We start from the raw sequence: 21284 nt of genomic DNA on the forward strand, positions 1-21284 counted from the left end.
CTCAGGCCCTCTGGTACTTGATGAATGGGGTCAACTGGCCGATCCGGTCGTAAAGCGCCCGGGCCTGCGCGTTGTCGGCCTGGGTCGTCCAGTAGACGGTCGGCACGTCGCGCGCGTCGGCCACCGCGTAGACCGCCTCGATCAGCGCCCGCCCGGCGCCCTTGCCGCGTGCCTCGGGGGCCACGTAGAGGTCCTGAAGGTAGCACACGTTCTCGGGCTTCCAGCAGTGGCGATGGAAGATGAAATGAACGAGCCCGACAGGGCAGCCGCCGGCCAGCGCCAGCCGACCGCCCATGCACGGGGCGCCGCCGTGCAGAAGCCGCGTGAAGGTCGTTTCGTAAACCTCTGGCGTGACGTACGTTTCGTAGAAGTCCAGGTAGGCGTTCCAGAGCCGGGCCCAGTCCTCCCGGTCCTCCGGTCGCAGGGGGCGGATGGTGATCTCGGGCAAGGGCGGGCCTTTCGCGACGCGGACGGGGTGCGCTCATCGTGCGCCAGCGCGTGCGCGGACACAAGCCCGCGCGGCGCGCCCGATGCAGCGTGGCCGCCCCGCCGTGCCCCGGGTCTTCTTCTTGGTCCAAATACTCCCGCCGTAGGCGCCGGGCGCCATAGCGCTCGGCCACCCCCAACGCCGGGCAAGCGACCTTGCCGCGTGGGCCGGGGGCGGGGGTCTATCCCCGCCGCGCCATGAAGGCGAGGCGCTCGAAGAGTTGAACGTCCTGTTCGTTCTTCAGCAGCGCCCCGTGCAGCCGCGGCAGCGCCGAGCGCGGGTCGCGCCGCAGGTCCTCCGGCGCGAGCTCCTCGGCCAGCAAGAGCTTCAGCCAGTCAAGCACCTCCGAGGTGGAAGGCCGCTTTTTCAGCCCGTCCATCTCGCGCAGCTCGTAGAACTGCGTGAGCGCCGCGTGCAAGAGGTCCTGCTTGATCCCCGGGTGATGCACCTCGACGATGCGCTTCATCGTCTCGATGTCTGGGAAGCGGATGTAGTGGAAGAAGCAACGCCGCAGGAAGGCGTCGGGCAGTTCCTTCTCGTTGTTCGAGGTGATGATGACCACCGGGCGATGCGTCGCGCGCACCGTCTCGCCGGTTTCGTAGACGTGGAACTCCATCCGGTCGAGCTCTTGCAACAGGTCGTTGGGAAACTCGATATCGGCCTTGTCGATCTCGTCGATGAGCAGGACGACGCGTTCGGGCGCGGCGAAGGCCTGCCAGAGCTTGCCCTGCTTGATGTAGTTGGCCACGTCGTGCACGCGCTCCTCGCCCAACTGGCTGTCGCGCAGCCGGCTGACGGCGTCGTATTCGTAGAGCCCCTGCTGGGCGCGGGTGGTCGACTTGATGTGCCACTCGATCAGGGGCATTTCCAGCGACCGGGCCACCTCGCGGGCGAGTTCGGTCTTGCCGGTTCCGGGTTCGCCCTTGACGAGAAGCGGGCGCTCCAGCGTCACCGCGGCGTTGACCGCGATGCTAAGATCCTCCGCCGCCACGTAGCTGTCTGTCGAGCCGAACTGCATGCAACCTCGCGTGAAACGCTCCCAATCCGGAGGCGACCATAGCGCCCCTTCACAAACAGGCAAGCCGCATGTATTTGGCAACCATAACGGCCAGATTACTAGTGACACGACCCGGCGATTGGGCTACGAGCGAGCCCGGGAGTGCCGGGGGAGAGGGAACATGAAGCACATTTCGCCCGGCCCAGACGAGGAAGCAGGGATGAAAGCAGAAGTTTTCTTGCCCGACGATTACCGCCCGGCCGAAGACGAACCCTTCATGAACGAGCGCCAGCTCGAATACTTCCGCCGCAAGTTGATCGCCTGGAAGAACGACATTCTCAACGAAAGCCGCGAAACCCTTGAAGGGCTTCAAGATTCCACCCGTAACATTCCGGACATCGCGGACCGCGCTTCGGAAGAAACCGACCGCGCGCTGGAATTGCGCACGCGCGATCGCCAGCGCAAGCTGGTGGCCAAGATCGACGCTGCGCTGAGGCGGATCGAGGACGGCGAATACGGCTATTGCGAGGAAACCGGTGAGCCGATTTCGCTCAAGCGGCTCGACGCGCGGCCCATCGCCACGCTGAGCCTCGAGGCGCAGGAGCGCCACGAGCGCCGCGAGAAGGTCCACCGCGACGACTGACACCCAGACCGGGGGAGGTCCCATGCCCCTGACCGGACGACAGGTAACCGTTCTCGGCGGCGGCATCGGCGGTCTTGCCGCAGCCACCGCGCTTGCGCGGCGCGGCGCTGAAGTGACCGTGCTCGAACGCGCCGATGCGCTGAGCGAGGTCGGGGCGGGCCTGCAGATCAGCCCCAACGGCCTGTCGGTTCTGGAGGGGCTGGGCCTGGCCGATCGGCTCGCGGCCCGCAGCGTGCGCGGAAGCGCGGTCGTCCTGCGGGACTTCCGCGCCGGGCGTGAAGTGCTCCGCGTCGACCTGTCCACCGCCGCTGGCGCCTACCATTTCGTCCACCGCGCCGACCTTGTCGAGTTGCTGGCCGAGGTGGCGCGCGCGGCGGGAGTGCAGGTCCGGCTTCTGCACGAGATCACGGGGCTGGCGCTGGAGGAGGGGCGGGCGCATCTGACGACCGCCCAGGGGGCGCACATGTCGGCCGACTTGGTGATCGGGGCGGATGGCCTGCACTCGGTGGTGCGCGGAGTCTTGAACGGGCGGTCGCGGCCCGCCTTCACCGGACAGGTCGCGTGGCGGGCGCTGGTGCCCGCCCGTGGGCCGGTGGCGCCGGTCGCCCAGGTCCACATGGGACCGGGACGGCACCTGGTGCATTACCCGCTTAGAGGCGGCGAGTTGATCAACATCGTCGGCGTGGAAGAGCGCGCGGGCTGGGTCGATGAGGGCTGGGCCCACGAGGACGATCCCGAAAACCTGCGCCGCGCCTTCGCAGGCTTCGGGGCGGAGGTGCCGGAGTTGCTGGCGCGGGTCGAGCGGGTGCACCTCTGGGGCCTCTTCCGCCACCCGGTTGCCGAGTGCTGGCACCGGGGCCCCGCGGCGATCCTGGGCGACGCGGCGCACCCGACGCTGCCTTTTCTGGCCCAGGGCGCCAATATGGCGCTCGAGGACGCCTGGGTGCTGGCCGGCGCGCTGGAGACCCATCGCGATCCGCAGGCCGCCTTTGCCGCCTACCAGGCCGAGCGGCGCCCGCGCACGATGAAGATCGTCGAGACGGCCACGCAGAATGCGCGCAATTATCACCTGCGCTTCCCGCCGCTCCGCGCCGCGGCGCATCTTGCCCTGCGGATCGGTGGTGCCCTCGCGCCGGGTGGGCCGCTCAAGCGCTTCGACTGGGTCTACGACTATGACGCGACGGCGCGCTACCCGCTGACGGCCGCGCCGATGCCCTGACGCGGCCGACGCGCCGCTTTCTCGCTCGACACGCGCCAGGCGCGGCGTGCCCGGGCCACGTCCGCGGCGGCCCCGGCGCGGGAACGTGGAACGGGCAGGGTCCCGCACGACCCGCGCCCATCGGTGCAAGGACGCGCTCCCGGTCCCGGCCCGCGCGGCAAAGCCGCTTGGCCGACGTTGGGGGCGCCCGCTGGGCGCGGGCGCGCGCCTCCGGCGGGAGTATTTGGTCCAAGAAGACGCCCGGGCGCTCAGGCGTCGAGTGTGATCCAGACGGGGACGTGGTCGGAGGGCTTCGTGCGGCCGCGCAAATCCGACTCGATGCTGGTTTCGGTCATCAGGTCGGCGGCCTGTGGGGTCAGCAGCAGGTGATCGATGCGGATGCCGTCGTTGCGGTTCCACGCGCCGCCCTGGTAGTCCCAGAACGAGTAATGGCCGGGCGCCCGGACCCGGGCGCGGAACGCCTCGGTGAACCCGAGATTGACGATGCGGCGGAACGCGGCGCGGGTTTGCGGCAGGGCCAGCGCATCCTTTTTCCAGGCCTCGGGCCGGGCGGCGTCCTCGTCCTGGGGGATCACGTTGTAGTCGCCGGCCATGATCGCGGGCGTCTCGGCCGCCAGGAGCGCGTCGGCGCGGGCTTCGAGCCGGGCCATCCAGGCGAGCTTGTAGTCGTATTTCGGGCCTGGCGCAGGGTTGCCGTTGGGCAGGTAAAGGCAACACAGCCGCACCGCCTCACGCTCGCCCATCACCGTCGCCTCGATCCAGCGGGCCTGCTCGTCGCCGTCGTCGCCCGGCAGGCCGCGGGTGATGTCCTCCAGCGGGCGTTTCGACAGGATCGCAACGCCGTTGAAGCCCTTCTGGCCATGGGTCGCGACGTTGTAGCCGCGTTCCTCGAAGGGCTCGCGCGGGAAGGCGTCGTCGGCAGACTTGATCTCTTGAAGCAGCGCCACGTCCGGCGCTGCGGTGTCCAGCCACTCGGTGACGGCACCCAGCCTCGCCTTGACCCCGTTGATGTTGAACGTCGCGATGCGCATCGGCCGTCTGCCCCCTGGCTTTGCCCGGCCGGACTATCCCCGCTTGCGGCCGGGATGTCCATGGGCGTGGCGTGAGGCTCAGAGGTCCTTGCGGACGGTCTTCCGGCCGGTGATCATCGGCCGGACGAGGTTTTCGCCCTTCCACTTGTTGTAGAAGGCGATGGCCGCGACGTGCAGGATCACTACGCCCAGCACGAACCAGCCGGTGAAGGCGTGCCAGGCTAGGGCCGAGCGCGCGGTGTCGGAACTGACATACTGGGCCAGGGGGCCGACATTGATGTAGTCCTCGGGATCGGCGAACAGCCCCGCGACCCCGTGCGCCGCCAGAATGCCCAGGATGATGAAGACGAAGAGGCCGCCGATCGGGTTGTGGCCCGGCCAGTAGCTGGGCTTGCGGTGGAACATCGAGGCGAGGTAGCCCGCGATGGGGCGGGGCCCGTAGAGAAAGTTCGAAAAGCGCGCATGGCGCGGCCCGACGAAACCCCAGACCAGACGGATGCCGAGAAGGCCCATCACCGCATAGCCGAACCAGAAATGCAGCGTCATGTCGGCCGGTCCCCAGTGGCCGAGCGCCCAAGCCGCCGTGGCGCAGAGCGCCAGAGCCCAGTGGAAGAGCCGCACGACGGGGTCCCAGACGCGCACCGTCTCGACCGGAACCCGGCTTTCGTCATCGGCCCGGGCGGTTTCGCCGCCCGGGCCGGCACCTTGGGTGCCCGTGTCCTTCATCGATCAGAAGTCCTTGGCGCGGTAGTCGTCATGGCAGCCCTTGCAGGTGCCGCCGAGCTCCTGCACGGCCTTGCCGAGTTCCGCCTTGTCGAGGCCGGCGACCTCGTTGAGGCTCTCCACCGCCTGCACGAAGGCCATGCCCTTTTCCTGCACGCCGGCCTGGTCTTCCCAGATCGCGGGCAGGGCGCGGGTCTTGCCGGGCATGTCCTCGTTCGAGGTGCCGGGCGCGTAGAGATGGCCGACGTTGTAGGTGGTCAGGAGTCTCATGTTCTCGGCATAGGTCTGGGCGGCGGCGCCATCATACTCGGTCTCGCCTTTCACCATCGAGACCAGCGCGCCCATGTTGGCGCCGAGCAGGCTGTAGAAGCCGCGGCGGGCGTCGACGATTTCCTCGAGATCGGCCGCGAAAACGGCGGAAGCGGGGGCGGTGGCAAGCGCCGCAGTCAGAAGAAGAACCTTGCGCATGGAAATCTCCGTAAAAGGGTGTCCGGTAGGGTTGAGCTACCACGCGACCGCTCATCGGTCACGTCACAGTTCTGTTTCGCCCGTCATGCACGCCCGATCCATGGGGCGATATGACGCGTTTTCAATGGCTTCGGCGGGGATTCGCCCATTGCACGGCCCCTGTGCGGCAATGCAGGGAGTGTCAGGTCCCGGTCGTGGCCATCCGGTCCACGGCGGCGAGTTGCGGGGTGTGGTCGCGGCGGGCGCGGGCGGCGGCCACCAGCGCGGCGAAGAGCGCGCGTTGGCGGCGGGCGTAGAACAGGTGCTCGGGGTGCCACTGGACGCCGAGCGCGAAGGGGTCGCTGCGCCGCTCCACCGCCTGGATCATGCCGCCCCGGTCGCGCGCGGCGACGGCGAGGTCGCGGCCCAGCCTGTCGACCGCCTGCGAATGCAGCGCGTTGACCTGCATCGGGTCGGTCCCGGCGATCTCGGCCAAGCGGGTGCCGGGGCAGACCTCGACGCCCTTCTTCGGCAGGATCGTCCAGACCCGGTCCGAGGCGGTGTAGGTGCCGTAGGCGTCGAGATGCAGGGTGCCGCCGAGGGCGACATTGATCATCTGCGCGCCCCGGCAGATGCCGAGCACCGGTTTTCCACGCGCCAGCGCGCCCTCGACGAGGCAGCGTTCCAGGGCGTCGCGCTCGGGATCGAGCCGGGCCGAGGTGACGATCTGCATGTCGTAGAGGTCGGGCGAGATATCGTCGCCGCCGCCGATGATGAGCCCGTCGACGGCGTCCAGATCGGCCGGGCGCCCGGCGCCCCAGCGCAGCGCCCGCCCGCCGGCCAGCCAGACGTTGAAGGCGACCAGCGGAAAAATGCGCCAGCCCGACCGCGAGGAGGTCGTGACGGCGATCCGCGCGCGGCTCATGCGGTCTCCCAGAGTTCCAGATCGGCAAGGCGGCTTTCGAGATGGGCGAACCAGTCGCCGCGCGTGGTCGTGAATGCGCCCCGATATTCCAGCCAGTCCCCGGCGAGCCGGTCGAGCGCGGCGCGGTCGGCGGCCAGCCGTTCGACCATCACCCATCGGTTCCACTCGTAGGCCAGCCGCCAGCCGGGTTCGTCGATCCGGCAATCGGGCAGGCGGTAGTGAAAGGCCGGCCGCCCGCTCACCGCGTTCGCCGCGTCGCCCAGCGCGCCGGTCACGCGATCCTCGTCCAGATGGCGGAACACCGGCAGCATGTCGAGGCCGCGGTTGCGTGTGGGCGTTTCGGCCAGGTAGGCGTCGATGAAATCGTCCAGGGTCCAGCGCGGCCCCGCCTCGGAAAGTCGGTCCACGAAGCCGCGGGGATAGGGATCGACGAAGGGCAGCAGCCGGCGCGACGGGTCGATCGGATCGGCTTTCCTCAGCCAGTCCTCGACCAGCGCATAGGCCCGCGTGACCGGCAGGATCGCGCCCACACGGTCCTCCGCGATCTCGGGGTTCAGGTGCACGCCGAAGCCCAGGAACATGCCCTCCCGGCTGCCCTGTGCGCCGGCCTTTCGCAGCGCTCCGCGCAGCCGGTCGAGCGCCGGCAGGTGCTCGGGCGCCAGCGGCGGGGTCACGATCTCGACCGGGACGACGACGCGCGAGAGATCGAGCCCGAGGTCGGCGATGGCATTGCCCGCCTTGTCGCGGTAGGCGGTGTCGAGGCAGACCTCGACGCTGCCCCACTCGGTGCCCTCGACGTCGATTTCGTGCGCGGAGCGGGGCTGGACCTGCCCGCCGAGCGCGTCGGCGACGATCCGGGCCGCCTCGCTCTCGGTCATCCCGCCGAACTCGATCTCGACGCCGACGCGGCGCGGCGTCCCCGCGGCCGTCTCGACGGGGCAGAGCGGCAGGAACCGGTCGCGCGGCACCAGGGCGGCAATGCTGTCCATCTGCGCCTTTCCGGGGGCGGGCCCCCTGTTGGGATCACATCGAGAACGAGGTCCCGCAGCCGCAGGAGCTGGACGCGTTCGGGTTCTCGATCACGAAACGTGCGCCGATCAGTTCCTCGCTGAAGTCGATCGTGGCGTTCGCGAGAAAGGAAAGCGAGACCGAATCGACCACCACCTTCTCGCCCGCGCCTTCCAGTACGAGGTCGTCGGTGGCCGGTTCGTCCAGTTCGATAGCGTATTGAAAGCCCGAGCAGCCGCCGCCCTCGACGGCGATTCTCAGCGCCTTGCCCTGTTTCGAGGCGCCGATCTCGGCGAGCCGGGCAAAGGCGCGCTCGGTGACTTTCGGGGGCAGGTTCAGGTCCATCGAAGGCGATTCCCCTGTGTCCAAAGCGTTGCCCTTCCAATATATGGGGCCGAGACGAGGGAACAAGCGAAGAGGCCCGGATGCTGGCCCCCCATGCCTGCGACCCGCGCGCGAGCCGCGGGCGGCTTTTCCGCGAGGAGGAAAGCGCCTTCCGCTCGGCGTTCCAGCGCGACCGCGACCGGATCATCCATTCCTCGGCGTTCCGACGGCTCATGCACAAGACGCAGGTCTTCGTGGTGCACGAGGGCGACAGCTTCCGCACGCGGCTGACCCATTCCATCGAGGTGGCGCAGGTCGCGCGCACCATCGCGGGCGTCCTCGGCCTGAACCCCGAACTCACCGAGGCGGTCGCATTGGCCCATGACCTGGGCCATACGCCGTTCGGCCATACCGGCGAGGACGCGCTGGCCGCGTTGATGGCGCCCTATGGCGGGTTCGACCACAACGCGCAGGCGATCCGCATCGTCACCCGGCTGGAACGTCATTATGCCGAATTCGACGGGCTGAACCTGACCTGGGAGGCGCTGGAGGGCATCGCCAAGCATAACGGCCCGGTCACCGGACCGCTGCCCTATGCGCTGGCCGATTACAACGCGCGCCACGACCTGGAACTGGACACCCATGCCAGCGCCGAGGCGCAGGTGGCGGCCCTGGCCGACGATATCGCCTACAACAACCACGACCTGCATGACGGGTTGCGCGCGGGGCTCTTCACCGAGGAGGAACTGGCGGCGCTGCCGATCCTGCGCGACTGTTTCGCCGAGGTCGATGCGGCCTATCCGGGGCTCGACCGCAAGCGCCGCCGCCACGAGGCGACGCGGCGGTTTTTCGGGGCGATGGTCGAAGGCGTGATCGACGAGTCGTACCGGCGGATCGCCGAAGCCGCGCCCGAAACCGCCGAGGACGTGCGGAGGCTGGGCTTCCCGGTGGTGCGCTTCCCCGATACGCTGTGGGCCGATTTGCGGCAGATCCGCGAGTTCCTGTTCCGCAGGATGTATCGCGCACCCTCGGTCATGGCGGTGCGCGCCGAGGTGACCCGGGTGGTCGAGGACCTGTTCCCGCTCTACCTCGACGAACCGGCGCTCTTGCCGGAAAAATGGCGCGAGGACGTGGCCGCGGCGGTCGACAAAACGGAACTGGCCCGCATCGTGGCCGATTACATCGCGGGAATGACCGATCGGTTCGCGATGCAGGAACATGCGCGGCTGACGGGCCACGCGGGATAGGGGGCGAGATGGCGACAGGTGCCGAGGGGGCGATGGCCCCGGTCATGGCCTTCGCGCTGGTGGGCGCGCTGGGGGTCGGCGCGCAGTGGCTGGCCTGGCGCCTGCGGATGCCGGCCATCGTGCTGATGCTGGCCGCGGGGCTTGCCGTCGGGCCGGGGCTGGGCGTTTTCGACCCGGCGCGCGATATCGGCGATCTGATGAACCCGATCATCGCCATCGCGGTGGCGATCATCCTGTTCGAAGGCGGGCTGACGCTCAATTTCCGCTCGCTCGCGGATGCGGCGCCTGGGGTGCGGCGTCTGGTGGTGATCGGCGCGCCGGTGGGCTGGCTTCTGTCCGCCCTGGGCCTGCACTATGTCGCGGGGCTGGATTGGGCCACATCCGCGGTTTTCGGCGGCATCCTGATCGTCACCGGTCCCACGGTGATCGCGCCGCTGCTGCGCCAGGCGCGTCTGTCGCGCCGGCCCGCGCAGCTCCTGCAATGGGAGGCGATCGTCAACGATCCCGTCGGCGCGCTCGCCGCGGTGCTCGCCTTCGAGGTGGTGATCGTGCTGAACTCGGGCGTGGGCGCCGGTGCGGCGGCGACGGATGTCGCGGTCGGGATTGCGGTGGCGCTGGTGCTCGGCACCCTCGCAGGCTGGGGCGTGTCGGCCGCGTTCCGCCGGGCGCTGGTCGCGGAATACATGAAGGTGCCCGTGCTTTTCGCCCTCGTGCTGGGCACCTTCGCGCTGTCCGACGCGGTGCTGCATGAAAGCGGGCTGCTCGCGGTAACCGTCATGGGGCTTTTCATCGCCAATGCCGATCTGCCCTCCTACGCCGAGATCCGCCGCTTCAAGGAACACGCGACGATCCTGCTGGTTTCGGGCGTGTTCATCCTGTTGGCGGCCAACATGGATGTCGATGCGCTGCGGCTGCTCGACTGGCGGGCGCTCGCCTTCGTCGCTGTGGTGATCCTGGTGGTCCGCCCGCTCACGGTGCTGGCCTCGCTCGCCCATTCGCCGGTGCCCTGGCGCGAGCGCTGGCTGGTTGCGCTGACCGGCCCGCGGGGCGTGGTGCTGGTCGCGGTCGCGGGGCTGTTCGGCGAACGCCTGGTGGAACTGGGGCTGGAGGACGGCGCGCGGATCGGGCCGCTCGCATTCGCGGTGGTCGCGGCTACGGTGGTGCTGCACGGGTTCACCATGCGGCCGCTCGCCCGGTGGCTGGGTCTGACGGGCGCCGAAACTCCGGGCGTGATCGTGGTGGGCGGCTCGCGCTGGGCCTCCGGGCTGGCCGAGGCGCTGGCCAAGCAGGAGGTGCCGGTGCTGATCGCCGACCCGAACCGCGCGCGGCTGCGCGGCGCGCGCGAGGCGGGGCTGCCCACGTTCTACGGCGACATCCTGTCGGAAGCGGCCGAGCATTCGGTGGAGCTGGTCAGTTACGGCACCGTGGTGGCCGCGACCGACAACGACGCCTACAACACCCTCGTGGCGACCGACCTTGCGCCGGAGTTCGGGCGCGAGCATGTCTACCAGCTCAAGCGGGCGAAGCAGGACAGTCGCCGCCACGCGCTGCCGGCCACGCTGGGCGGGCAGGCCGTGGGCGGCGGGCAGAGCTATCTGGAGCTCAACCGCCTCATGACCCAGGGCTGGCGGTTTCGCAGCACGCGCCTGTCGGAGGAGTTCACGCAACAGGACTGGCGCGACCGCAACCCCGAGGCGATCGCCTTCGCGCGGATCGCCCCGGCGGGCACCCCGCGGCTGGTCTCGGTCGACGAGGAGTTGCGCCTCGGCCCCGGCAACCGCCTGATCGCGCTGGTCCCACCCGAGGACGACGCGCAGGCCCCGGCCGCTTGACGCGGGGCCGCCCGGTGGTAAACCGCGCGGCAAGCCGAAAGGGACCGACATGAACCTGTTCACCGATCTCCATGCGCTCGTGATCGACAGCCTCGGCGCGATGGTTGCCGAAGGCGCGCTGCCCGACGGGCTCGATCTGTCGAATGTCGCGGTGGAGCCGCCCCGTGACCCCGCCCATGGCGACATGGCGACCAATGCCGCGATGGTGCTGGCGAAACCGGCCGGGCGGAAGCCGCGCGAGATTGCCGAGACCTTGGCGCAGTGCCTCGCCGCCGATCCGCGCGTCGCCCTGGCTGAGGTGGCCGGGCCCGGCTTCATCAACCTCCGCCTCGCGCCGGCCGTGTGGCAGGATGTCGTCGGCCGGGTGCTGCGCGCGGGCGCGGCGTTCGGACGTTCCGAGATGGGGCAGGGGCAGAAGGTCAATGTCGAATATGTCTCGGCCAACCCTACCGGGCCCTTGCATGTCGGCCACACCCGCGGCGCGGTCTTCGGCGACGCGCTGGCGAACCTTCTGGCCTATTCGGGTCACGACGTGACGCGCGAATACTACATCAACGACGGTGGCGCGCAGGTCGATGTGCTCGCCCGGTCGGTCTACCTGCGCTACCTTGAGGCGCAGGGCCACGAAGTCGCCTTCGAGGAGGGCACCTATCCCGGCGAGTATCTGATCGATGTCGGCCGGGCGCTCGCCCAGACGGTGGGCGACGGCTATGTCGGACAGCCCGAGGCGGTTTGGCTGGCCGAGGTGCGCAGCTTCGCGACCGAGAAGATGATGGACCTGATCCGCGCCGACCTCGCCGCGCTCGGCGTGACGATGGATGTGTTCTTCTCGGAAAAGTCGCTCTACGGCACCGGCCGGATCGAGGCGGCGATCGAGTCGCTGCGCGCGAAGGGCCTGATCTACCTCGGCGTGCTGGAGCCGCCGAAGGGCAAGGTGCCCGAGGACTGGGAGCCGCGCGAGCAGACGCTCTTCAAGTCCACCACCCATGGTGACGACGTTGACCGGCCGATCATGAAGTCGGACGGCTCATGGACCTATTTCGCCCCGGATATCGCCTATCATTATGACAAGATTTCCAGGGGGTTCGACGTCCTTATTGATGTGTTCGGCGCCGACCACGGCGGCTATGTCAAGCGGATGAAGGCGGCCGTGGCCGCGCTGTCGGGGGGCGAGGTGCCGCTTGACGTCAAGCTCACGCAACTGGTCAAGCTCTACAAGAACGGCGAGCCGTTCAAGATGTCGAAACGCGCGGGCACTTTCGTGACGCTGCGCGACGTCGTCGACCAGGTGGGCCCCGACGTCACCCGCTTCGTGATGCTGACGCGCAAGAACGACGCGCCGCTCGATTTCGACTTCGACAAGGTGCTGGAGCAGTCGAAGGACAACCCGGTCTTCTACGTGCAATACGCCCATGCACGCGTGCATTCGGTGCTGCGGAAGGCCGCGGAGGCGGGCATCGCGGCCGATGATGCGACGCTGGGGGCGGCGGCGTTGGAAAAGCTCGACCACGAGGCCGAGATCGCCGTCGCCAAGAAGCTGGCGGAATGGCCCAGGCTGGTCGAAATCGCCGCCCGGATGCACGAGCCGCATCGGGTCGCCTTCTACCTCTACGAGCTCGCCTCGGAGTTCCACGCGCTCTGGAACAAGGGCAACGAGGAACCCGCCCTGCGCTTTCTTCAGGAGGACGATCCGGCCACAAGCCAGGCCAAAATCGCGCTCGCCAGGGCCGTTTCCGTTGTGATTTCCGCCGGTCTTGGTATTCTTGGTGTTACGCCGGTCGAGGAAATGCGCTGAGAAACAAGCCGCAACCCGCCCGGGATACGAGACAGGCAAGACACAACCGGAGGCGAAGCAGCTCCGGGGAACGAGGCGGATATGGCAGACATAGATTTCGACGCTTTCGGAGCGTCGGGTTCCCGTGACGAGGGACCCGCGCTCAAGACGATGCTCAACTGGGCCGGTGGCGCGCTGTCGCTGGCGCTGGTGGCGGGGCTGCTCGTCTGGGCCTACCAGATCATGGTTCGCGACGTGACCGGCGTGCCGGTGGTGCGCGCCCTAGAAGGTCCGATCCGCGTGGCCCCGGACGACCCCGGCGGACGCCAGGCCGAGCACCAGGGGCTGGCGGTGAACCGCGTGGCGGCCGAAGGCGAGGCGGCCCCGCCGGCCGACACGCTTCGGCTGGCGCCCTCTCCGGTGGCGCTGGTCGAGGAGGATCGTCCGGTTGCAGAACTGGCGCCGGCGGAACTGACCGTCGCGCCGGACGACTCCGCGCCGCTTGCCGCGCCCGACCCGGTGGTGGCCAGCCTCGCCCAGTCGAACGAGTTCGCGCTGACGCCGGAGCTTCTGGCGGAACGGGGCGGCGAGCCGCCCGCAGACGAGATCGTGCCATTGATGGAACTGCCCGAGGGGGCGCTCGGCCGTTCGCTGCGGCCCGCCCCGCGTCCCGACGACCTCGATCTTGCCGTGCACGCGGCGATCGCCTCCGCCACCGCCGCGCTGACGGGCCAAGGCACACCGCAACTCGCGCCCGAAGACGTGATCGCGGGCACCGCGCTTGTCCAGTTGGGGGCCTTCGGCGATTCCGAGGAGGCGCGCGAGGCCTGGGAGGCGCTCGCCGCCGGGGGGCGGTTCGGAGAGTTCTTCGACCAGAAGGCCCGCGTCATCCAGCAGGCGGAGAGCGGCGGCCAGACCTTTTACCGGCTGCGCGCTGCGGGCTTCGACGACATGGCCGACGCCCGGCGGTTCTGCGCCGCGCTGGTGGCCGAGGGGGCCGACTGCATTCCGGTGGTGGCGCGGTGAGCCATAGGGCAGGCGCCTGCATCCTCGGCTGCGCCGGCCCGATTCTCACCGGCGAGGAGCGCCGCTTCTTTGCCGAGGCCAATCCGCTGGGCTTCATCCTGTTCGCCCGAAACGTGCGCGATCCCGCCCAGTTGGCCGAACTCACGCGCGCGCTGCGCGCGGCGGTCGGGCGAAACGCGCCGATCCTGATCGACCAAGAGGGCGGACGGGTGCAGCGCCTGACGCCGCCCCACTGGCGGCCCTGGGCGCCCGCGGCCGACCAGATCGCCGCCGTCGGTCCCCAGCACGCGGCGCGCTCGATGTATCTGCGCTCTCGCCTCATCGCGCGGGAACTCGCCCTCATGGGGATCGACGTGAATTGCGCGCCGCTGGCCGATCTCGCCCGTGCGGAGACCCACGCGGTACTGAAGAACCGCTGTTACGGGACCGATCCCCGCCCGGTCGCCGCCATCGCCCGCGCGGTGGCCGAAGGGTTGCTGGACGGCGGCGTGCTGCCGGTGCTCAAGCATATCCCCGGCCATGGCCGCGCGACAGTCGACAGCCATCTCGCGCTGCCCAGGGTGAAGACGCCGCTCTCGACGCTGGAGAGCACCGATTTCGCCGCGTTCCAGCCGCTTGCCGACCTGCCGCTCGGCATGACGGCGCATGTGGTCTACGATGCGCTCGACCCCGACGCGCCGGCAACCGTGTCCCCCGAGGCGATCGCCCATATTCGCCGGGGGATCGGATTCGCCGGGTTCCTGATGAGCGACGATATTTCGATGGAGGCGCTCGCCGGGACCCTGGAAGAGCGCTGCAGGGCGAGCCTGCGGGCAGGATGCGATGCGGTCTTGCATTGCAATGGCAAACTCGCCGAGATGGAGGTGGTGGCCGGGGCGTGCGGCACCCTGTCGGAAGAAACGCTTGCCCGCGCCGCCCGGGCACTGGCCCGCCGTTGCCCGCCGGAACCCGTCGAAACCGGTGCGTTGGTGGCCGAACTCGACCAGTTGCTGGGAAAGAGGGGCGATGTCTGACCACGGGGGCGACAGTTTCGGACCGGAGCCGGGGCGCGACCCGGTTGCGCTGCGGCGCGCGGCCGAGGCGCTGATCGTCGACGTGGACGGGTTCGAGGGCCCGCTCGACATGCTCCTGACGCTGGCCCGCGGCCAGAAAGTGGACCTGCGCCGGATCTCGGTTCTGCACCTCGCCGAGCAGTATCTCGCCTTCGTCGAAAAGGCCAAGGCGCTTCGGATCGAACTGGCCGCCGACTATCTGGTGATGGCTGCCTGGCTGGCCTTTCTCAAGTCGCGCCTACTGCTGCCGCCCGATCCCGAGGACGAGGGCCCGTCGGGCGAGGAATTGGCCGCGCATCTGGCCTTTCAACTGGAGCGGCTGGAGGCGATGCGCAGTGCCGCCGCGCGGCTGATGGGCCGCGACCGCAAGGGGCGCGACTTCTTTGCCCGCGGCATCCCCGAGGATGTCATGCGCATCCGCACCGTGCGCTATACCGCGACGCTTCTGGACCTGATGCAGGCCTATGCCCGCATCCGCACCAAGGACGAATTCCGCCCCTATGTCTTCGACCGCGACGCGGTCTACACGATGGAAGAGGCGCTGGAGAGGATGCGCGGGCTTCTTGGCTATGCGGGCGAGTGGATCGACCTGGCCACCTGGCTGCCCGAGGGATGGGAGGCCGATCCGGTGCGCCGCCGCGCCGCGACGGCCGCGCATTTCGCGGCGAGCCTGGAGCTTGCCAAGCAGGGCCATGTGGAAATTCGCCAGTCCGACACTTTCGCCCCGATCCATATCCGTCGGAAGGGGTCGTGATGACCGAGCGCGACACCGAGCGGGAGGACAGCCTCTTCGAGGCTCCGCCCATGGCCGAACAGGAGCGCATGGTCGAGGCGATCCTGTTCGCCTCGGCCGAGCCGTTGCGCGTGGCCGAGTTGAACGCCCGCATGCCCCATGGCTGCGACGCGGCCGAGGCCCTGACGCATCTGAAGCGCCGCTATGAAGGGCGCGGTGTGCGGCTGGTGCGCGTGGGCGAGTCGTGGGCGTTCCGCACCGCGCCCGACCTGGGCTTCCTGATGCAGAAGGAAACGGTCGAGACCCGCAAGCTGTCGCGCGCGGCGATCGAGACACTGGCGATCGTGGCCTATCACCAGCCCGTCACCCGCGCCGAGATTGAGGAAATCCGCGGCGTCTCGGTCAGCCGGGGCACGGTCGACCAGTTGCTGGAGCTGGAGTGGATCCGGTTCGGCCGGCGCCGGGTGACGCCGGGCCGCCCTGTCACCTATGTCGTGACCGAGGAATTCCTCGATCATTTCGGGCTGGAGAGCGCGCGCGACCTGCCGGGACTCAAGGAATTGCGCGCGGCGGGATTGCTCGACAGCCGCCCCATGCCGGGACGCGACGAGGACGACGAGGCCGAGGGCGGGCAGGGCGAGATGTTCGAGGACGAGAGCTGACGCGTCGCGTTGCCGGCCGCACCGCCGCAGGTGCCTTGCCGTGCGCCCTCCAGGCCGCAGGAACGCGACTTCCGTTCGGAGGGCACCCGCCCTATGATATGGGAGCGCCCCGGTGCCCGTTGGGCGCGGGCGGTCGCGCAAGGGAGACGAGGGAGCGATGATCATACCCCCGCATCTGGTCGTGTTCGGGCTGAAGGTCGCCGCCGCACGGATGGCCTACAAGGGCATCGAGGCCGGCGTCGACATGGCCAGCCGTTACCACGCGCAGCAGGCGGCTGCGCGCGGAGCGGACCCGCAGACGGCGGAAGCGCGCGCGCGGCGAACGGCCCGCACCGTCAAGGGCGCGCTCCGCGTCGCGCGGCATGTGGGCCCGGGCCTCAGGCCCAGGCCCTGAGCCTCACTCCTGCGGCAGCGTCGCCGCGTAGCGCAGCACGTCGGCGGCCACGCCCGGCCCGAAGGCGCGAAGATTGATCATCCACACCCCCGGATGGGCGTTGAGGATCTTGTTCATGACCTCGTCCGGCAGGTCCGAGGCCTCGGTCCCGACGAAGGCATCCTCTCCGGGGCCGCCCCAGTTCAGTTGCCGCCCGTCGAAACCGTGGCAGGCCGCGCAATTGGTCTGGAACACCGCCCGGCCGTTATCGATGTCGCCGGCGACGATCTCGCGCGTCGAAAGGTCGACATATTTCGACATGTCGATCTGCCCGCGCGAGACGAAGGCGGCGAGCCAGCCAATTTCCTCGTCGCCGATCATTTCTTGCGTGTAGCCGTGCAGCGGGGCGCGCAGCAGCGCGATGATCTCGCCTTCGTCGCGCCCGATGGCGCCGTCGATGCCCTTGATCCCGGTGTAATCCTCGCCGGCGCGAAAGATGCCGGTCGCGCCCTTGTAGTCCCAGCCGTGGCAGGTGACGCAGCGCCAGGTATCGGCGCCCGATTTCGTCGCCGTCGCCGGGTAGGCGGGATGGGTGAAATAGACGGGTTCGGGCCGGTCGAGCGCCGCCCACCACTTGTCATAGATGCGCCCGCCGGCGGCAAGCATCCAGGCCTCGGTCGGCTTGGCGGGTGCCTCGTAGGCAAAATCGCCGGCCTGATCCTCTTCGTTGTAGTCGTGATGGTCGTCGTCGCTTGCGGCCAGCGGCGTGGCGACAATTGCGAGCGCAAGCGCGCCGGCAGCGGCCCCGAAACTCAGGTTGAACATGCAATACTCCCCCACTTTTGCCCGGGTATTCCCAGCCCCGGTAGAGGGTCAGCGTAAGCCGCCCCAATACGTGCGCGCAAGAAAATTGCCAAAAAGGGAATGCCTTGGAAACAAAGTTGCAATTGTTGGTTGAGGCTCTGCGACCGACGATCGCGTTTGGGGCGGTCATGCGCGCCCGGGCCCGTCAGGCGCTGTGGAAATGCTTGGAGAGTTTCAGGCCCTGGCCCTGGTAGTTCGACGCGATCCCGGCTCCGTAGAGCGCATCGGGCCGCGCGGCCATGCGCTCATAGACCAGACGGCCCACGATCTGGCCGTGTTCCAGCACGAAGGGCGCCTCGTGGCAGCGCACCTCGAGCACCCCGCGCGAGCCGGTGCCGCCGGCCGCGTCATGGCCGAAGCCGGGGTCGAAGAAACCCGCGTAGTGCACCCGGAACTCGCCGACCATGGCGAGATAGGGGGCCATCTCGGCGGCACAGTCGGGCGGGATATGCACGGCCTCGCGGCTGACGAGGATGTAGAACGCGCCCGGGTCGAGGATGATTCGACCCCGCGTGGTGCGCACCTCTTCCCAGAACTCGGTGGGGTCGTGCGCGCCGACGGCCGCAAGGTCTATCACCCCGGAATGCGGCTTGGCGCGGTAGCCGACGAGGTCGCCCTCGCCGGGTCGCATGTCGACGGAGAAGCCCAACCCCTCGGAAATGACCGCCGGCCCGCCGGTGACAAGGCGCATCTCCTCGTGCAGGGCGGCGAGTTCGCCGTCGCCGAGGATGGCCTGGCCGCGGCGGAACCGGATCTGGTTGAGCCGCAGGCCCGGTTTCACGAGAACCGAGAAGGAGCGGGGACAGATCTCGGCATAAAGCGGGCCGCGATAGCCCGGCCGGATCCGGTCGAACTCGACGCCGCCATCCGTGATCGCGCGGGTCAGCAGGTCAAGCCGGCCGGTCGAGCTCTTGGCGTTGGCGACGGCGGAGATGTCCTCGGGCAGAGCGAGGCGTTCCATCAGCGGCACCACGTAGACGCAGCCCTTTTCCAGCACCGCGCCATCGGTGAGGTCGATCCGGTGCATCTCGAAATCGCCGAGCCGCTCAGCGACGCTGCGGCCTTCGCCGGCAAGGAACGAAGCGCGGACGCGATAGGCGGTATCGCCCAGGCGAAGGTCCAGTGAGGCCGGCTGCACCTGGCCGTCGGCCAGGGGGGCATCGAGGCCGATGCCGTCCGCCTCGACGAGGGCTCGGATTTCCCGATCTGGCAACACGCCGGTGCCGGTCATCGCTTCTCCCCGTGCCGTGCCCGGCCGGGACGGCGGCCGGGGCCGGACACATCACCGCCCGCGGCCATGGGCGGGCACGCGGGCGGATGTGATAATGGTCGGGCTAGCAGGACTTGAACCTGCGACCTTCCGTCCCCCAGACGGACGCGCTACCAGACTGCGCCATAGCCCGACGTGGAGCGCTTCATACCATGTCTGACGCCGGGGGCAAGCGTCAAAACCCATCTCAGCCGTCGCGGCCGGACGCGGGCGTTTGCGCCTTCATTCGCGCGTCGAGTGCGCGCAGCCGGTCGAGCGCCCGGTGCGCCGTGCCGTGGTCGGCCACAAGGGCGCGGCGCAAGGCGGGGCTGCGACTCCATGTCCGCAGGGGCGGCTCGGTCGGGGCGAAGGCCGGGTCGGTATCGGCCGGATCCTCGCGGGCGATGTCCGTTCCCAACGGCCCCCGGGCCGCGGGCGTTTCAGGCTCCGGTTCGGGCTCCGGCTCCGGCGGCAGGAACGCGGCGTCAGGTGCCGTGTCCGCCGAGGGAGACTCGGGGGCCGCTTCCGCCGGTGTGGGGGCGGGCGCCATTTCGGTCGGCGCGGGATCGACCCGGTCGGCCTCGGTTTGCGGTTCGCCGGCGCTGGGCGCGGGGTGGCGCCGGAAGGTGGGCATCGGCTCGGTGTCGTCGGGCGAGTCGCCGTCGCCCGCAGCCGCCGGTTCGGCCTCGGCATCGGACGGCGCGGGCTGGTCCGCCTCCGCGGCCTCCGGGGTCGACTCCGGGGCGGGAGGGGGCTCCGGGCTTTCGGCCTGCCGCTCGCGCCGTTGGGCGGGAATGAACTCGAGGCCGGGCAGCATGGCTTCGTCCGGCTCGGGCGTGACCCCGCCGCCAAAGGTCACGACGTTCGACTCTTCCACCTCGGCCTGGGCATCTTCCTGCATCGGCGCTTCGGGCGTGTCCTCTTCCGCAAGCGCGGCGGGAGGCGCACCGTCGCCCCGGTCGGCCCGGCCCTCGATCACCACGGCACCGCCATCCTCGATCGGCGGCGACAGGTCGGCGACGAACTTCACTCCTTCTTCGCGCAGGATTTTCTGCACGCCGCGGATCGTCAGCCCGTCTTCGTGCAAGAGCTTCTTGATCCCGCCCAGGAGCATCATGTCCGAGGGCCGGTAATAGCGCCGACCGCCGGCACGCTTCACCGGTTTGATCTGCGTGAAGCGGCTTTCCCAGAATCGCAGGACATGCGCCGGGGTGTCCAGCCACGTCGCCACCTCGCTGATCGTGCGGAAGGCCTCGGGGGATTTTTCCATCGCGTCCGGCCCTAGCCGGTCCGTCCGGCATTCCCGGCGGCGACGCGGTCCTTCATCAGGTGCGAGGGGCGGAAGGTCAGCACCCGGCGCGGCAGGATCGGAACCTCCTCGCCGGTCTTCGGGTTGCGGCCGACCCGCGCGGCCTTGTCGCGCACCGAGAAGGTGCCGAAAGAGGAGATCTTGACCGTCTCGCCGCGCACCAGCGCGTCGGACATGTGTGCGAGCACGTTCTCGACGAGTTCGGCGGATTCGTTGCGCGAAAGCCCGACCTCGCGGAACACGGCCTCGGTCAAATCCATGCGTGTCAGCGTGTTGCCCGCCATTGCGCCCCCTCTGTTTCAATGCGATCCCCACTCGCCGCAGCGTAAGGAGAAAAGATTTTCCGAGTCAATATCAAGGGTTTGGAGAACGCCGTTTCAGCGGGATTTACCACCGCAAGACGACCGACCCCCAGGCCAGCCCGCCGCCGATCGCCTCGGTCACGACAAGGTCGCCCTCGCGGATTTGCCCGCGGTCCTTTCCCACCGACAGTGCCAGGGGAATCGAGGCGGCCGAGGTGTTGCCGTGGTCCTGCACGGTGACGATCACGCGCTCCATCGGAAGTTGCAGCCGCTGGGCGGTGGCCTTGATGATGCGCAGGTTGGCCTGGTGCGGCACGAGCCAGTCGACATCGGCCCCGGTGAGCCCCGCCTTGTCGAGCGCGGCATGGGCGGTGTCGGCCAGCTTCTCGACCGCGTGGCGAAACACCTCCTTGCCGAGCATCCGCAGGGACCCGGTCTGCCCGGTGGAGGTGCCGCCGTCGACATACAGGATGTCCTTGTGCCGGCCATCCGAATGCAGGTCGACCGAAAGTATGCCGCGATCTTCGCCGGTACCGGCGCCTTCCGCGGCCTCCAGCACCACCGCCCCCGCGCCATCGCCGAACAGCACGCAGGTCGAACGGTCTTCCCAGTCCATGATCCGGCTGAAGGTCTCGGCGCCGATCACCAGCACCCGCCTGGCCTGGCCCGTGGCGAGCATCGCGTCGGCATTCGCCATCGCAAAGACGAAGCCGGCGCAGACCGCCTGGACATCGAAGGCGAAGCCGTGGGTCATGCCAAGGCCCGCCTGCACCATGGTTGCGGCCGAAGGGAAGGTGAGATCCGGCGTTGAGGTCGCGAGCACGATGGCGTCGAGGTCGTCCGGCGTCAGCCCGGCGTCGTCCAGTGCATCGCGCGCCGCGGCGATCGCCATCGAGGACGTGGCTTCCCCTTCCGCGGCCAAGTGCCGCCGCTCGATCCCCGAGCGCGAGCGGATCCACTCGTCCGAGGTATCGAGGCTGGCCTCGAACTCCGCATTTTCGACAACGCGCGCGGGGAGATAGTGGCCCACACCCCTGACAATGGCCCTCGTCACCAT

23 protein-coding genes and 1 tRNA gene are annotated in these 21284 nt (G+C 69.2%); 10 read left to right on the forward strand and 14 right to left on the reverse strand.

Annotation, left to right across the window (positions count from 1 at the left end):
• Position 1: 1 nt before the first annotated feature.
• Positions 2-448 carry a GNAT family N-acetyltransferase gene (locus tag BUR28_RS02830; RefSeq protein WP_074218737.1) on the reverse strand — a complete coding sequence of 149 codons (447 nt, stop codon included), beginning with the start codon at positions 446-448 and terminating at the stop codon, positions 2-4.
• A 220-nt stretch (positions 449-668) separates the two neighbouring features.
• Positions 669-1505 (reverse strand): AAA family ATPase, encoded by an 837-nt coding sequence (locus BUR28_RS02835; RefSeq protein WP_074218738.1) that lies wholly within the window; start codon positions 1503-1505, stop codon positions 669-671.
• A gap of 199 nt (positions 1506-1704) precedes the next feature.
• Here BUR28_RS02835 and dksA point away from each other — a divergent pair, with 199 nt between their 5' ends.
• Together dksA and BUR28_RS02845 are read left to right on the forward strand one after the other, a co-directional pair.
• Positions 1705-2127: an RNA polymerase-binding protein DksA gene (gene dksA, locus BUR28_RS02840; protein ID WP_074218739.1), complete on the forward strand. Its 423-nt coding sequence runs from the start codon at positions 1705-1707 to the stop codon at positions 2125-2127.
• A 22-nt stretch (positions 2128-2149) separates the two neighbouring features.
• Positions 2150-3346, forward strand: coding sequence for an FAD-dependent monooxygenase (locus BUR28_RS02845; RefSeq protein ID WP_074218740.1), 1197 nt, complete (start codon positions 2150-2152; stop codon positions 3344-3346).
• Between the two features lie 248 nt (positions 3347-3594).
• On the opposite strand, the gene xth is transcribed toward BUR28_RS02845, so the two are convergent.
• The 6 genes from xth to BUR28_RS02875 form a co-directional block, all read right to left on the reverse strand.
• Positions 3595-4377: an exodeoxyribonuclease III gene (xth, locus tag BUR28_RS02850; RefSeq protein ID WP_074218741.1), complete on the reverse strand. Its 783-nt coding sequence runs from the start codon at positions 4375-4377 to the stop codon at positions 3595-3597.
• 78 nt (positions 4378-4455) lie between these two features.
• On the reverse strand, positions 4456-5103 hold the full coding sequence (locus BUR28_RS02855) for a cytochrome b/b6 domain-containing protein (protein WP_083626393.1): 648 nt from the start codon (positions 5101-5103) through the stop codon (positions 4456-4458).
• A gap of 3 nt (positions 5104-5106) precedes the next feature.
• Positions 5107-5568 carry a c-type cytochrome gene (locus BUR28_RS02860; protein ID WP_074218742.1) on the reverse strand — a complete coding sequence of 154 codons (462 nt, stop codon included), beginning with the start codon at positions 5566-5568 and terminating at the stop codon, positions 5107-5109.
• A gap of 181 nt (positions 5569-5749) precedes the next feature.
• Positions 5750-6472 carry a gamma-glutamyl-gamma-aminobutyrate hydrolase family protein gene (locus tag BUR28_RS02865; RefSeq protein WP_074218743.1) on the reverse strand — a complete coding sequence of 241 codons (723 nt, stop codon included), beginning with the start codon at positions 6470-6472 and terminating at the stop codon, positions 5750-5752.
• A complete protein-coding gene (locus BUR28_RS02870) occupies positions 6469-7461 on the reverse strand; it encodes an amidoligase family protein (RefSeq protein WP_074218744.1) in 993 nt (330 codons plus the stop codon). The genes BUR28_RS02865 and BUR28_RS02870 overlap by 4 nt, the downstream gene beginning before the upstream one ends.
• 34 nt (positions 7462-7495) lie before the next feature.
• Positions 7496-7819 (reverse strand): HesB/IscA family protein, encoded by a 324-nt coding sequence (locus BUR28_RS02875; protein WP_074221491.1) that lies wholly within the window; start codon positions 7817-7819, stop codon positions 7496-7498.
• A gap of 86 nt (positions 7820-7905) precedes the next feature.
• Here BUR28_RS02875 and BUR28_RS02880 point away from each other — a divergent pair, with 86 nt between their 5' ends.
• The 8 genes from BUR28_RS02880 to BUR28_RS02915 all read left to right on the forward strand — a co-directional run bounded on the left by BUR28_RS02880 (position 7906) and on the right by BUR28_RS02915 (position 16524).
• Positions 7906-9051, forward strand: a complete 1146-nt coding sequence (locus tag BUR28_RS02880) for a deoxyguanosinetriphosphate triphosphohydrolase (RefSeq protein ID WP_074218745.1) — start codon at positions 7906-7908, stop codon at positions 9049-9051.
• Between the two features lie 8 nt (positions 9052-9059).
• On the forward strand, positions 9060-10883 hold the full coding sequence (locus BUR28_RS02885; RefSeq protein ID WP_074218746.1) for a cation:proton antiporter: 1824 nt from the start codon (positions 9060-9062) through the stop codon (positions 10881-10883).
• 49 nt (positions 10884-10932) lie between these two features.
• Positions 10933-12678: an arginine--tRNA ligase gene (gene argS, locus BUR28_RS02890; RefSeq protein ID WP_074218747.1), complete on the forward strand. Its 1746-nt coding sequence runs from the start codon at positions 10933-10935 to the stop codon at positions 12676-12678.
• 81 nt (positions 12679-12759) lie between these two features.
• On the forward strand, positions 12760-13683 hold the full coding sequence (locus tag BUR28_RS02895; protein WP_074218748.1) for an SPOR domain-containing protein: 924 nt from the start codon (positions 12760-12762) through the stop codon (positions 13681-13683).
• Entirely contained in the window at positions 13680-14696 is a 1017-nt protein-coding gene (nagZ, locus tag BUR28_RS02900) for a beta-N-acetylhexosaminidase (protein ID WP_074218749.1), read from the forward strand. Before BUR28_RS02895 ends, nagZ begins: the two co-directional genes overlap by 4 nt.
• Positions 14689-15489: a segregation and condensation protein A gene (locus BUR28_RS02905; RefSeq protein ID WP_074218750.1), complete on the forward strand. Its 801-nt coding sequence runs from the start codon at positions 14689-14691 to the stop codon at positions 15487-15489. The genes nagZ and BUR28_RS02905 overlap by 8 nt, the downstream gene beginning before the upstream one ends.
• Positions 15489-16130 carry an SMC-Scp complex subunit ScpB gene (gene scpB / locus BUR28_RS02910; RefSeq protein WP_074218751.1) on the forward strand — a complete coding sequence of 214 codons (642 nt, stop codon included), beginning with the start codon at positions 15489-15491 and terminating at the stop codon, positions 16128-16130. The genes BUR28_RS02905 and scpB overlap by 1 nt, the downstream gene beginning before the upstream one ends.
• A gap of 157 nt (positions 16131-16287) precedes the next feature.
• On the forward strand, positions 16288-16524 hold the full coding sequence (locus BUR28_RS02915) for a hypothetical protein (RefSeq protein WP_074218752.1): 237 nt from the start codon (positions 16288-16290) through the stop codon (positions 16522-16524).
• 3 nt (positions 16525-16527) lie between these two features.
• Here BUR28_RS02915 and BUR28_RS02920 read toward each other — a convergent pair whose 3' ends face one another.
• The 6 genes from BUR28_RS02920 to BUR28_RS02945 form a co-directional block, all read right to left on the reverse strand.
• Complete coding sequence (locus BUR28_RS02920; protein WP_074218753.1) at positions 16528-17328, reverse strand: cytochrome c; 801 nt, start codon at positions 17326-17328, stop codon at positions 16528-16530.
• A gap of 184 nt (positions 17329-17512) precedes the next feature.
• Positions 17513-18598 (reverse strand): 2'-deoxycytidine 5'-triphosphate deaminase, encoded by a 1086-nt coding sequence (locus BUR28_RS02925; RefSeq protein ID WP_074218754.1) that lies wholly within the window; start codon positions 18596-18598, stop codon positions 17513-17515.
• Positions 18599-18693: 95 nt separating this feature from the next.
• Positions 18694-18770: transfer RNA gene (locus tag BUR28_RS02930), tRNA-Pro, on the reverse strand.
• Positions 18771-18824: 54 nt separating this feature from the next.
• The gene (locus BUR28_RS19810) at positions 18825-19886 is read right to left on the reverse strand and encodes a MerR family transcriptional regulator (RefSeq protein WP_083626399.1); all 1062 of its coding nucleotides are present in this window, start codon (positions 19884-19886) and stop codon (positions 18825-18827) included.
• Between the two features lie 11 nt (positions 19887-19897).
• Entirely contained in the window at positions 19898-20209 is a 312-nt protein-coding gene (ihfA, locus tag BUR28_RS02940) for an integration host factor subunit alpha (protein ID WP_074218755.1), read from the reverse strand.
• A 103-nt stretch (positions 20210-20312) separates the two neighbouring features.
• Positions 20313-21284 (reverse strand): beta-ketoacyl-ACP synthase III, encoded by a 972-nt coding sequence (locus BUR28_RS02945; RefSeq protein ID WP_074218756.1) that lies wholly within the window; start codon positions 21282-21284, stop codon positions 20313-20315.

The organism is Rhodovulum sp. ES.010 (assembly GCF_900142935.1).
Classification (GTDB): Bacteria; Pseudomonadota; Alphaproteobacteria; order Rhodobacterales; family Rhodobacteraceae; genus Rhodovulum.